This is a genomic window from Solwaraspora sp. WMMD1047, assembly GCF_029626155.1.
In the GTDB taxonomy this organism is placed as follows: Bacteria; Actinomycetota; Actinomycetes; order Mycobacteriales; family Micromonosporaceae; genus WMMD1047.
Map to the genome: position 1 here is coordinate 3,697,194 of NZ_JARUBL010000001.1, position 12,526 is coordinate 3,709,719.

The 12,526-nt window shown below is 72.8% G+C and carries 12 protein-coding genes; 1 reads left to right on the forward strand and 11 read right to left on the reverse strand.

The features are described 5' to 3' along the window. Positions 1 to 17: 17 nt before the first annotated feature. The 11 genes from O7627_RS16765 to O7627_RS16815 form a co-directional block, all read right to left on the reverse strand. Positions 18 to 1,220, reverse strand: a complete 1,203-nt coding sequence (locus O7627_RS16765) for a PLP-dependent aminotransferase family protein (protein ID WP_278094454.1) — start codon at positions 1,218 to 1,220, stop codon at positions 18 to 20. Positions 1,221 to 1,272: 52 nt separating this feature from the next. Further along, complete coding sequence (locus O7627_RS16770; protein ID WP_278094455.1) at positions 1,273 to 2,793, reverse strand: alpha-N-arabinofuranosidase; 1,521 nt, start codon at positions 2,791 to 2,793, stop codon at positions 1,273 to 1,275. 128 nt (positions 2,794 to 2,921) lie between these two features. Then, positions 2,922 to 3,128: a hypothetical protein gene (locus tag O7627_RS16775; RefSeq protein WP_278094456.1), complete on the reverse strand. Its 207-nt coding sequence runs from the start codon at positions 3,126 to 3,128 to the stop codon at positions 2,922 to 2,924. A 96-nt stretch (positions 3,129 to 3,224) separates the two neighbouring features. Then, positions 3,225 to 4,226: an LCP family protein gene (locus tag O7627_RS16780; protein WP_278094457.1), complete on the reverse strand. Its 1,002-nt coding sequence runs from the start codon at positions 4,224 to 4,226 to the stop codon at positions 3,225 to 3,227. 202 nt (positions 4,227 to 4,428) lie between these two features. Continuing rightward, positions 4,429 to 5,913 (reverse strand): serine/threonine-protein kinase, encoded by a 1,485-nt coding sequence (locus tag O7627_RS16785; protein WP_278094458.1) that lies wholly within the window; start codon positions 5,911 to 5,913, stop codon positions 4,429 to 4,431. A 21-nt stretch (positions 5,914 to 5,934) separates the two neighbouring features. Next, positions 5,935 to 7,065: an ABC transporter ATP-binding protein gene (locus tag O7627_RS16790; protein WP_278094459.1), complete on the reverse strand. Its 1,131-nt coding sequence runs from the start codon at positions 7,063 to 7,065 to the stop codon at positions 5,935 to 5,937. Positions 7,066 to 7,107: 42 nt separating this feature from the next. Beyond that, positions 7,108 to 7,944: a carbohydrate ABC transporter permease gene (locus O7627_RS16795; protein ID WP_278094460.1), complete on the reverse strand. Its 837-nt coding sequence runs from the start codon at positions 7,942 to 7,944 to the stop codon at positions 7,108 to 7,110. After that, positions 7,941 to 8,858: a sugar ABC transporter permease gene (locus tag O7627_RS16800; protein ID WP_278094461.1), complete on the reverse strand. Its 918-nt coding sequence runs from the start codon at positions 8,856 to 8,858 to the stop codon at positions 7,941 to 7,943. Before O7627_RS16800 ends, O7627_RS16795 begins: the two co-directional genes overlap by 4 nt. Further along, entirely contained in the window at positions 8,843 to 10,198 is a 1,356-nt protein-coding gene (locus O7627_RS16805) for an ABC transporter substrate-binding protein (protein WP_278094462.1), read from the reverse strand. The genes O7627_RS16800 and O7627_RS16805 overlap by 16 nt, the downstream gene beginning before the upstream one ends. Before the next feature lie 127 nt (positions 10,199 to 10,325). Next, positions 10,326 to 11,198, reverse strand: a complete 873-nt coding sequence (locus O7627_RS16810; protein ID WP_278094463.1) for an SRPBCC family protein — start codon at positions 11,196 to 11,198, stop codon at positions 10,326 to 10,328. After that, a complete protein-coding gene (locus O7627_RS16815; RefSeq protein WP_278094464.1) occupies positions 11,195 to 11,542 on the reverse strand; it encodes a metalloregulator ArsR/SmtB family transcription factor in 348 nt (115 codons plus the stop codon). The genes O7627_RS16810 and O7627_RS16815 overlap by 4 nt, the downstream gene beginning before the upstream one ends. Positions 11,543 to 11,662: 120 nt before the next feature. Between O7627_RS16815 and O7627_RS16820 the strand changes: the two genes are divergently transcribed. Then, entirely contained in the window at positions 11,663 to 12,514 is an 852-nt protein-coding gene (locus O7627_RS16820) for a hypothetical protein (protein WP_278094465.1), read from the forward strand. Positions 12,515 to 12,526 lie beyond the last annotated feature (12 nt).

Genomic DNA, 12,526 nt, shown 5'->3' on the forward strand with positions numbered 1-12,526 from the left:
CCGCCGTCCCGGCGCGATCAACCGTCCGGACCGGCGGCCGGGTCCCGCTGGAAGGCGTCCGAACGGTAGGCGGCCGCGAGTCGCCGCACGGCCTCGGCGAGCAGCTCGGGGCCGAACAGGGAGAACGACAGCCGCAGGAACCGGTGGCCGGCGCCGGTGACGAAGAACGGCGTGCCCGGCAGGTAGGACATTCCGTGGGCCTCGGCGTGCGGCAGCAGGGCGGTGCCGCCGCGGGGCTGGGGGAGACACAGCCACAGGAACCACCCGCCGGCCGGCGGGTCGTACCCGACGTCGGGCAGCTCCCGCCGCACGGCGCCGATCAGCGCGTCGCGCTGCGCCCGGTAGCGGTCCCGGATCCCGGACAGGTGCCGTTCATAGCCGCCGGCCCGGGCGAACTCGGCCATCGCCAGCGCGGTGGTGTGGTTGACGCCGCCCCCACTGTCGACACTGCCGCGCAGTCGAAGGGCCCGGACCAGCTCGGCGCTGCCGGTCACCCAGCCCAGCCGCAGACCGGGCGCCACCGTCTTGGCGAACGAGCCGATCCGGGCCACCGGCCCGCTGTCGTCCAGGCTGAACAGGGAGGGCGGTGCCGGCCCGTCGTAGGCCAGCTCCCGGTAGGTGTCGTCCTCCACCAGCACCGTCCCGGCGCGCCGGGCAACCGCCACCAGCGCCGCCCGGCGGGCGGCCGACAACGACCGCCCGGACGGGTTGTTGAAGGTCGGTACGAGGTAGACCATCGGCACCCGACCGCCCTCGCGGTGGACCCGACCGATCAGGTCGCCGGTCGCGTCGGGGTCGATTCCCTCGCCGTCGACCGGGGCGGCCCGCAGGCCTACCTCCCGGTCGGCCAGCACCCGCAGCGCCAGGTGGTAGGTGGGCGAGTCGACGAGCACGGTGTCGCCGGGCCGGCAGAGCAGCGCGGACACCAGGTCCAGGCCGTGCGAGGCGCCGGCCGTGACGAAGACCTGGTCGGGTCGGGGGATGAGCGCGTCGCACTGGCCCAGCCGGTGGCGCAGCCACTCGATCAGCGGTCCCGGCCCGGCCGAGTGGCCGTAGGTGAGCGCCGCCGGCCCGTACCGGTCCATGGCGGCCCGGCCCGCTTCGGCCCACTGCCGCACCGGCAGGGCCGCCGGGTGCGGGTGGCCCCAGCCGAGGTCGAGAACGTCCTCCCGGCCACCGAACTGGACGGTCGGGACGGGTTCCGAGGCGTACCCGGTCACTGATCCACCGTAGTGCCCGGCGCCGGCCGGTGGGCCGGCGCCGGGCGGCCGGTCAGCCGGCGGGTGGCGCCTGCAGCCGCAGCACGTTCCACGAGACCGGTGGTAGGACCACCTCGATCGCGCCGTCACCGGCGGTCACCCCCGGGTGCGGGCGGGGCCGCACCCGGTCCGGCTCGGCGGCGGTGTTCACCGCGTACACGTCGGGGTCGGCCAGCACCGTGCAGTCGCCGGGAACCAGACCACCGGGGAAGGCGTGGGTGTCGATCCGCAGGGTGACCGGCTCGGTGGTGGCCCGGCTGACCGCGAAGACCGTGACGTCGCCCGACTCCGGGTCGTGGGTGGCGACGGCGTCCACCAGCGGTGCCGGGCCGTGCCGGGCGGTCTCGTACGCGGCGACCCGGGGCTCGACCCGCAGCACCTCGCCGCGGGCCAGCGTGGACGCCTGGGCGAACGGGTGGAAGATGGTCTGCCGCCAGGCCGGCCCGCCGGGTTCGGTCATGATCGGGGCGATCACGTTCACCAGCTGCGCCTGGCAGGCGGCGGTCACCCGGTCGCTGTTGCGCAGCAGGCAGATCAGCATGCTGCCCACCACGACGGCGTCGGCGACGTGGTAGATGTCCTCGAGTTGCCGGGGCGCCCGCGGCCAGCCCACCCGCGGGCCCTGGTTCAGTTCGCGGCTCATGTACCACACGTTCCACTCGTCGAACGAGAGCTGGATCCGCTTGTGGTTCTTGAGTTTGGCACCGACGTGGTCGGCGGTGGCGACGACCGACCGGATGAAGCGTTCCATGTCCACCGTGGAGGCCAGGAAGGACCCGAGGTCGCCGTCGTGCTCCTCGTAGTAGGCGTGCAGCGAGATGTAGTCCACCACGTCGTAGGTCTCGGTCAGCACCTCGGCCTCCCAGCTGCCGAAGGTGGGCATGCCGGCGCCGGAGGACCCGCAGACGACGAGTTCCAGGTCCGGATCGCTCATCCGCATCGCCCGGGCGGTCTGGGCGGCCAGCCGGCCGTACTCGACCGCGTTCTTGTTGCCGATCTGCCAGGAGCCGTCCATCTCGTTGCCGAGACACCACATCCGGATGTCGTGCGGCTCGACCGCGCCGCCGGCGATCCGCCGCTGCGACAGGTGGGTGCCGTCCGGGTGGTTGGCGTACTCCAGCAGGTCGAGCGCCTCCGCGACGCCGCGGGTGCCCAGATTGACGGCCATCATCGGTTCCACCCCGGCGCGCCGGCACCAGGCGACGAACTCGTCGATGCCGACCTCGTTGGTCTCGGTCGTGTGCCAGGCGAGCTCCCGACGGACCGGCCGCTCGGCGCGTGGGCCGATGCCGTCCTCCCAGCGGTAACCCGACACGAAGTTGCCGCCGGGGTAGCGCACGGTGCTGACTCCGAGTTCGCGGGTGAGGGCGAGTACGTCGCCACGGAACCCGTCCGGATCGGCGGTGGGATGCTCGGGTTCGTAGATGCCGGTGTAGACACAGCGCCCGAGGTGTTCGACGAACGAGCCGAAGGTCCGGCGGCTGACCGGGGCGATCGTGAAGGCGGGATCGAGGGCGATGGACGCCTGCTGCACAGGTCTCCTCCAGGTGGTGGCGCAGGGGAGGTGGGCTCCGTGCAGTGTTAGCGGTCACATCCGGTTTGTCAAGAACATGGCGGTTCCGGCCGGAGCCGGAACCGCCACCCGTCGTCATCGGTACGCGGTCACTCGGACGGTTCGGGGACGTCACACTCGATCTTCGGGTTCAGCCCCACGTAGTTCAGCGGACCGGCGATGACGGTGACGATCGTCGTGCCGGCCTCAGCGCAGTTGTCGTTCGAGTCGTTGAAGTAGCCACGCTGTCCGGCCGCGATCGCGCCGATGATCAGCCAGATGACGAGGAGGATTCCTCCGATTGATCCGCTCCGCACTGTTGCCTCCTCGGTCGGGGGTCCGCGGGGTCGGACCCTCACATGACGGACTCTCGTACCCGGTTCGAGGTGGAGCTGAAACGTCGGGGCCGCCGTTCAGCGCGGCACCTTGGAGAGCAGGGCGGACGGGTCGGCCTCGATATAATCGGCCATCGTGTCGGCCCCGAGCGCCGCCCAGAGCCCGGTGTTTCGGGTGTCGTCGAGGTAGATCACGCTCTGGTCGCCCTCCCATCCGCCGCCCCGGACCGCCGCGGTGAGGAACCAGACCCGCTCGTTGCGCAGCCGCGCCGCGTCGAGTGCGAACCCGCGCAGCTCGCCACCGGTGAAGCCATCGTCGACCGTGACCGACCGGGTGACGGCGTCGAGCAGCCGGTAGGTCCGCCGGGGATCGCCGCTGGGCTTGGTGGCCGCGACCTTGACCAGGATCGCGCGCAGGACGTTCTGCTGCCGCCGTACCCGGTCCAGGTCGCCCCTGGGCAGGCCCTGACGCTGCCGGACGTAGGCCAGGGCCTGGGTGCCGTCCAGGTCGTTCGTGCCCTGCCGGAAGTGCACGTTGCCCGGACCGGTGACGGCCTGGGCGACCTGCACCTGGACGCCGCCGAGGGCGTCCACTATCGACCGGAAGCCGGCGAAGTCGATGATCATGAAGTTGTCGACCCGGATTCCGGTCAGCCGCTCGACCGTGCTGATCAGCAGCGGCGGCCCGCCGAGTGAGTACGCGGCGTTGATTTTGTGGCGGCCGTGCCCGGGAATCGAGACCCAGGAGTCGCGGGGGATCGAGACCACGGCAGCCGAGTCCTTCGCCGGGTCGAACCGGAGCAGCATGATCGCGTCGGTGCGCTGGTCGCTCTCGTCGGCCTGGACCGCGGCGTCCCGCCCGGTGCTCTGGCCGTCGGCCCGCAGGTCGGACCCGACCGCCAGGATGGTGCGGCTGCGCGGAGTGGCCGGGTTGGGGGCCGGGTCGCGGGTCGGGGCGAGCCCGTCGAAGGCGCCCTCCAGCCGTTGGACGTTGTCGGCGAGTCGGCTGCCGAGGACGTAGATGGTCGCGGCTGCCCCGACCGTGCCGACGGTGAGCAGGATCGCCATCGCGATCGCCACCCGGCGGAGCCGGCGGGTCCAGCGACGTGGCCGATGGGCGCCGGCCTCGGCTGCACCGTCTGAATCTGACTCCTGGTACGAGTTATGATCACGCTCAGTAGGATTCTCGTCCATTCCAGGGATGATAGAGGCCCTGGATGGATATAACGGGTAAGTGGCGAAGTAACGCCACGGAGCGTCACGCGGAATGGCCGAGCAGGCGTTACCCGTCCTCGCCGGAGCTCCCGCCCGAACCGCCCGAACCTGAACCCGAGCCACCAGACCCGGAACCACCCGAACCCGAGCCACCCGAACCCGAGCCACCCGAACCCGAGCCGCCCGAACCCGAGCCGCCCGCACCTGGGCCGGTCGTGCCCGGTGGCTCCTCGTCCGGTTGGCTCGGCTCGGGATCGTCCGGCGGCGTCGTCGGCTCCGGGTCGGCGGTCGGCTCGTCGGCGGTCGGCTCCGGGTCTGCGGTGGTGGTCACGCTGGACGGCTCCGGCTCGGGCCGATCGGGCCGCTCGGTCTGCTGGCCGGTCCCCGAATCCGCCCGGTCCGGGTCCGCCTCGGCGCTCGGGGAGGAGGTCGGGCCGGGCGTTGTCACCGACGTCGTCGGGGTCGGGCCGGTGGTGGGCGCATCCGAGTCGTCGCTGAGGCTCCACGCGGTGGCCAGCCCCGCCACCGCGAAGACCAGCACCACCGCGACGATGGCGACCGCGGCGGCCCGGTTGCGAGGCGGTGCGCCGGCCGCGGCGACCGGCACCGCGGGCAGGTCGGTCAGGGTGCGCGGACCCGGTGCCGGCGCACCGACCCGGGCCGTCGCGGCCCAGGGCGCGATGGCCGCCGTCTCGTCCTCCGGCGTGGCCGGCCCGCCGGTGGCGACCGCCCGGGCCGCGGCTGCCAACGCCTCGGCATCCGGGTATCGGGCCGCCGGGTCCTTGGCCAACGTCCGGGCCACCAGCTCCGCCACCTGGGCCGGCACGTCGGCGGGCAGCGGCGGCGGCTCGTCCTGGGTGTGCTTGATCGCCACCTCGAGCGGGTTGTCGCCGGTGAACGGCGTGTGGCCGGCCAGGCAGTGGTAGGCGACGGCGCCCAGCGCGTAGATGTCCGTGGCGGCCGAGACCGGCTTGCCCAACGCCTGCTCGGGCGCCATGTAGAGGGCCGTTCCCGGTACCGCGTTGGTGCCCGTGATGCTCGTCACCGCAGTCGACCGGGCGACCCCGAAGTCGACCAGGACCACCGTGCCGTCCGCCTGCACCAGCAGGTTGCTCGGCTTGACGTCGCGGTGCACGATCCCGGCCTTGTGCGCGGCGTGCAGTGCCTGCGCGGCCTGGGCGACGATCGACATCGTCTCGGCGACGTCGAGCCGCTCGACGGCGGCCAGCCGGCGCGACAGCGGCTCGCCGTCGACGTACTCCATCACCAGGTAGTCGGCCCTGCTGCCACCCGGCAGGGTGGTCTCGCCGGAGTCGTAGACCTGCACCACACCCGGTGTGTGCAGCGCCGCCATCATCCGGGCCTCGGCCCGGAACCGGGCGATGAAACCGGGATCCGCGAGCAACGCCGGGAGCAGCACCTTGACGGCGACGCGGCGGTCGAGCACGAGGTCGGTGGCCCGCCAGACGTCACCCATGCCGCCGGTGGCCACCCGTTCGTCGAGGCGGTAGCGGTCGCTGAGCAGGACTCCGGATTCCAACACGGTTCCCACCGTACCCAGCCGGGCCGGCCGTCAAGCAGCGGCGCCCGGCCGATCCCGAAGCGGCTGGTCGGCCCGCTCGTCGGGTGGGTAGAGCCGGACCCGGGCCGGGTCGACGGCCAGCCAGACCGGGTTGCCGGCGCGCACCCGTACCGTCGGTGGGGTCTGGACTTTGAGCTGGTGACCGTCCAGGTCCACGGTGAGCAGGACGGCCGAGCCGGTCGGTTCGACGACCTCGACCCGGGCGGCCAGCCGGTCGCCCCCGCCGGCGTCGAAGACCTCGATGTTCTCCGCGCGGATCCCGACGGTGACCGGCACCGTGCCGTCGCCCGGCGGTTCGATTCCGGCCGGCGGGTCGGCTCCGGCCGCTCCGGCGGGGATCGACTGGCCGCCGACGCGCAGCCGGCCGGCCGCGCGGTCGAGCAGGGCCGGCAGGAAGTTCATCGGCGGTGCGCCGAGGAAGCCGCCGACGAACCGGTCGGCCGGCGCGTCGTACACCTCCAGCGGCGCGCCGATCTGGGCGATCCGGCCCTGCCGCAGGACCGCGATCCGGTCGCCCAGCGACAGCGCCTCGGCCTGGTCGTGGGTGACGTAGACGGTGGTGGTGCCGAGCTTGGCGACGATCTTCTTCAGCTCGGTGCGGAACTCCATCCGCAGCAACGCGTCCAGGTTGGACAGCGGCTCGTCCATCAACAGTACGTCGGCGTCGACCACGATCGCGCGGGCCACCGCGACCCGCTGCCGCTGACCGCCGGAGAGCTGGGCCGGGTAGCGGTCCAGGAACTCGGTCAGGTGCAGCAGTTCGGCGGCCTCGCCGACCCGGCGGTCGATCTCGGCCCGGGGGAGCTTGCGCATCGTCAGGCCGAAGGCGATGTTCTGCCGGACCCGCAGGTGCGGGAAGATCGCGTACGACTGGAAGACCATCGACAGGCCGCGCTCCCGGGCCGGCAGGTGGGTGACCTCCCGTCCCCCGATGTGCACGGTGCCGGCGTCCGGCGTCTCCAGCCCGGCGATCATGCGCAGCAGCGTCGTCTTGCCGCAGCCGCTCGGGCCGACCAGCACCAGGAACTCACCCTCGTGCACCCGCAGGCTGATGTTGTCGGTGGCCCGGCTCCGGTTGCCCGGATAGGTCTTCACCAGGTCGCGGATCTCGATCTCGGCCAACGCCGTCCTCCCGTCGCACTGCGGTCGCGCCGTCCGGTGCGGTCACCGGACGGTCGACCCCCACATGTTGATCAGATAGCGCCGCATGAACGCGATGAAGACCAGCGCCGGTACGACGAGCGCGAAACCGCCGGCGAACCGGAAGGCCATCGGTGACTCCGACAGCGTGGCGAGCACCTGGGCCGGCAGGGTGCGGCGGTTGAGAGTCAGCACCGCCGCGCCGAGCACCTCGTTCCAGGAGGTGACGAAGGTGAAGATGGCGGCGGCGGCGATCCCGGGTAGCGCCTGGGGCAGCACCACCCGCAGGAACGCGCGCGGCGCGGTGGCGCCGAAGACCTTCGCCGCCTCCTCGTGCTCCACCGGCACCGCCACGAAGATCGCCGACGTGATCAGCACGGTCGTCGGCAACGCGAGCGCGGTGTGCAGCAGGGCCACCGCGTACGTGGTGTCGTAGAGGCCGGTGGCGAGGAAGACCCGGGCCAGCGGTACGGAGAGCACCACGATCGGCAGCGCCCGGGTCAGCAGCAGGAAGAGCTGGTACGGGTCCCGGCCGGGAAACGCGTACCGGGCGACCGCGTACCCGGCCGGCACGCCGAGCAGCAGGGACAGCAGGAGGCTGAGCAGGCCGACCTCCAGGGAGTTGCGGAACCCGGGGGTCACGCCGGTCGAGTCGAGGAAGATCCGCATCGTCTCGATCGACAGGTCGGTCGGCAGCAGGGCGAGCGGAAACTGGTTGAGTGACTCGCGGGTGGCGAACGCGGCGAGGGCGATCAGGTAGATCGGCAGCCCCATGAAGACGGTGACCGCCACGCAGGCCGCCTGGATCAGCGCCGTGCGCCGGCGGGCCGCCCGCCGGGCCGCCGACGACGGCCCGGTCACCGGGACACCCCGGCCTCGGGCGAGCGCAGCACCCGCAGGTAGACCAGGGCGGTGGCCAGCGACATGGCGAGGATGACCAGGGCGATCGCGGCGGCCACCCGCTCGTTGCGCAGCGTCACGTACCAGTGGTACGTCTCGCCGACCAGCAGCGGGAAGTTCCGGCCGGTCAGCGCCTGCGCCACCGCGAAGGTCTGCAGGCCGAGGATGGTCCGCAGGATCAGCGCCACCTGCAGGCTGGGCCGCAGCTGCGGGAGGATGACGTGCCGCAGCCGCTGCCAGTAGGTCGCCCCGAACACCGCCGCCGCCTCGTCGTAGTCGCGCGGCACGTTCTGCAGGCCGGCGACCACGATCACCAGCACCAGCGAGGTGGCCCGCCACAGCTCGGCCAGCAGCACGGCCACGAACATGGTGGTCTGGTTCTGGTACGACAGCCAGGCGTATCCGTCGCCGAGCCCGAGGTGGGCCAGGACGGAGTTGAGGTAGCCGCGGTCGGCGAAGATGGCCAGCCACACCAGCCCGGCGGCCAGGTCGCTGATCGCCAACGGTACGCACCAGACGTAGAAGTAGAACGATCCGAGTCGGGGGCGGGCGCGCAGCAGCAACGCCATCGTCAGCGCGAACGCGAACTGCAGCGGGATCAGCACCACGATCAGCAACGCCGTGTTGCGGGCGGCCGGCCAGAAGTACGGGTCGTCGAGCATCCGGCGCAGGTGCGCGAGGGTCGGTCCGTCGTCGCCGGTGACCGCCTGTCCGACACCGACCACCACCGGCCAGAGAAAGAGCGCGGCCAGGAAGAGCACGGACGGCGCGACGAGCAGGACCGCCGTCGGCAGCCGCGGCCGCCGGGCGCGCCGGCGCCGGGCGGCCGACGGTCCCGGGCCGGCCGGCCCCGGGTCGGTCAGAGCGCCCGGCACGGCTGCCCCGCCGTCACCGGGTCGGGCCGCCAGCAGGGCACCTTCAACTCGTCCAGGATCGCGTTGAGCTGTTCGGCCTGGTTGTCGAGGACCTGCCGGACGGGCCGGCCGTCCAGGCAGATCTCCTTGAAGCAGTTCTTGAAGATCTGCGAGACCTCGCCGTCGCGACTGCCCACCCCCACCGGCGGCAGCGCCACGATGGCGCCGTCGGCGTCCTGCTGCCGGCGTACCGCCTCGGCCTCCAGCGCCACCGCGGCTGGCAGACCGGCGGCGGTGGGCGCGTCGACCACCGGGAAGAAGGCGTTCTGGCGGAGCACGTCGAGCTGGGCGTCGGGGCTGGTCAGCGCCGTGATGACCTGCCGGGCCAGGTCCGGCTCCGGGGCGCCGCGGGGGATCGCCAGACCGGCGACCACGAGCATGTAGCCGAGCCCCTTCGGCCCGCGGGGGGCCGGCACCATCAGCCAGTCGTCCGGCCGGTCGGCGGGCGCGTTGACCAGCCGCGCCACGTGGTCCCAGGCGATGAGGACCTCGCCGCGCTGCAGCGGCTCCTGCATGTTGTCGTAGTTGGTCGAGGCCGGCGCGGTCTGCGCCCACAACTGCTTCAGGTACTCCCAGGCCCCGACCGCCTCCGGGGATCGGAAGGTGGTGATCTGCCCGCCGGTGAAGCTCGGCAGCAGGTACCCCTGGAAGAACCGGTGGTAGAGGCCCTTGGGTCCGCACGGCAGCCCGAACACCGGGCGGCCGCCGTTGCCCTGCCGGGCGGCCGTCAGCCAGTCGAGCAGCTGCTCGTAGGTGAGCGCCTGCACGTCGGCGCCGGACGGCAGCCACTGCAGGGCGCGCTTGTGGATGGCGAGTACATAGGAGGCCTGCATCCACGGCAGGTACGCCGTCCCGGCGCCGTCCAGCCGGCCCAGCGCGGCGATGTCCGCTCCGAATCCCCGGTCGGCGAGCTGCCCGGCCAGGTCGGTCAGATCCTCGAACCGCTCGGCGTGCGGGGCGAGGTCGCCGTGCAGCCCGCCGGCCAGGCTGATCTCGACCCGGCCGGCGTCCACCTGGGAGGTGATGGTGGCGGCGAAGACGCCGGGTTCGACCGGGTTGTAGGCGACCGGCGCGGCGGTGAACCGGGCGGCGAGGATCCCCTCGAACCGCTGGCGTTCCTCGACCGGGGTGAACTGGGTGGAGAGGAAGGTGACGGCGCCCTCGCCGCCGTCACCGCCGCTGGTGGAGGCGCCGCCGCAGGCGGTCAGCAGCGGCGCCATCCCGGCGGTGAGGCCGAGCCCGAGCAGCGTGCGTCGGTCGAGCCGGAGGTGGGCGTCGGCAGCGGTACGCGGACCATGCATCGTTGTCCCCCGTGGGTGGTGGCCGGGACGTGGATGATCTCCGCGGGCGCCGGTGCGGCGGTGGCGGATTGCCACCAGTGCACATATTTGCCTACCTGATTGTCAAGGGTTACCGAGGGCCATCAGGTCACCGGAGCTGGTCGGCGAGTTCGTTGATCCGCCTCCGCCAGCCGGTCAACGCCGCGTCCCGGTGCCCGCTGAGCTGTTCGGGACCGGTCACGGTCAGGAGCAGTCGCGCCCCGTGGCCGGTGCCGGCGGCGAGTTCCCAGCGGATCCGGCCGACCGGCTGGCCCGGGTCGGAGTCGTCGGCCCGCCAGCCGTACTCGCACAACCTGGGCGCGTCGACGGCGGCAACCGCGGCGGCGGGAAAGCTCTCGTGGCCGAACCCGGCCGGGACCGGCCCGCCGACCACGGGCTCGGCCGCCGGGTCCGGGCCGGCGGCCAGCAGGACCGCCCAGACCTTCTCGGCCGGCTGGGTGAGCTGCCGGTCGAAGCGGACCCGCCAGCCGGCCTCCGTCGTCTCCGCCGCGCCCTCGTCCAACCCGAACGCGCGGACGAAGTGTTCGTGTGCCGCGGCGGACGGCTCGCCGGGCAGCTCGGCCGGCCGACCGGCCAGCACCCGGTCCAGCCCTTCGAAGCACGCCTGCCAGCCGGAGGCGTAGCTGGCGGCGGCGGACCGGGTGTCGAAGGTGTGCTCGAAGACGAGCAGGCTGCCCGGCCCGTCGGGCGTCACCTCGAACCGGAGCGTGTCGCCGCCCCAGCCGAAGGCGAGCAGCCGCGGCGGGTCGTACGCGGTGATGACGCTGAAGTCCTGATCGGAATCGGCTCCGAAGGTGATCCGCCCGCCGGCCCGGGGTTCGAGCCGGACCTCGGCCGGGAACCAGTGGCGCAGTTCGTCGGGTTCGGTGAGTGCCCGCCAGACCTTGGCCGGCGGGTGGCCGAGTCGTCGTTCGATCCGCAGGCGTTGCCGGCCGTCGACGGTGTTCAGGTTTTCGGTCATGTCTCGTCTCCTTGGTCGGCTTGCTCGGTCGGTGGCTGGTCCGGCATCGCGTCCAGCCGGCGCTCCAGGGCGTCGAACCGGTCGGCCCACATCCACCGGTACGGCGCCAGCCAGGCGTCGACCTCGGCCAGCGGTTCCGGACAGAGCTCGTACCAGCGGCGTTGGGCGTCCGCGCGGACCTTCACCAGGCCCGCGCGACGCAGCACCCGCAGGTGTTTGGAGGTGCCGGGCTGGGTCAGCCCGAGTTGTTCGGTCAGCTCGCCGACCAGGTGCGGCCGCTCCCGGAGCAGGTCCAGGATCCGGCGCCGGACGGGTTCGGCGAGCACATCAAAGGGTGCGGACACGCGTTGCAACATACCTTGCCGGTAATATGACCGCAAGAGAATGCACGGGTTGAGGCCGGCCCGCCGGGCGCCCCGCATCGGATCCCGACCGCCGGTCCGCGATCCTCTACACTCGCGGTCGTGGATTCGTCCGAGTTGACCTACCGCGATGACGTACGCGAGTTCGCGGTCGAGATCATCGAGCTGGTACTTCCCTCCGGCACCGGCTACACCCTGCGGACGTACCCCGATGTCGATGCCGTCGGGACCCCTGGTGAGGCCGCCTTCCTGACCCGGGACGGGAAGCTGCTGCTGTTCCAGAGCCCAGCGGCGCTGGCCCGGTTCCTGGCCGGCGACGCCGAACACGACCTGACCGGGCTGCCCGGCTGGCGCGATCGGGCCACCGACCTGGTGCCGGCGGCACTGACCGAGGCTCCGGAGCCCTCCGTGCCGGTCCAGACCGGCGCCCGGCCGACCCCGGCGCCCGACGCGGCCGCGGAGCCGGAGGCAACCGCCGAGCCCGACGCGGACACCAGCGTGGACGCGGACGCCGAGCCCGACGCGGACACCGGGGCGGACGCCGAGCCGGACCCGGACGCCGAGCCGGACGCCGCCGGCGGGTCGGGCACCGACGGTGGGGTGGCCGCGGCCGACCCGGACGACGCACCGCTGGACGGGGTCCAGCGGTTCGAGTTCGACCTGGTGCCCACCAACCTCGCCGGTTCGCCGGACCAGTGGATCCCGGAGCTGCTGCTGCCGGCCCGGAACCTGACCGCGGAGCTGGCCCACGCGCTCAACCTGCGCCGGATCCAGGGGGCGCTGGCGGAGGGCCAGTATCTCGACCGCTTCGACGACGCGCTGCGGGCCGCCACCGGCGCCGGCACCTTCTCGCTGGCCCGCCGCCGGCTCCGCGGCTTCGAATCGTCCCGGCTGGCCACCCAGTGGCGGCAGCTGATTCGATGGCTGGAACAGGCGGTGCGGTGGCAGGATTGAGCCGACCACCGA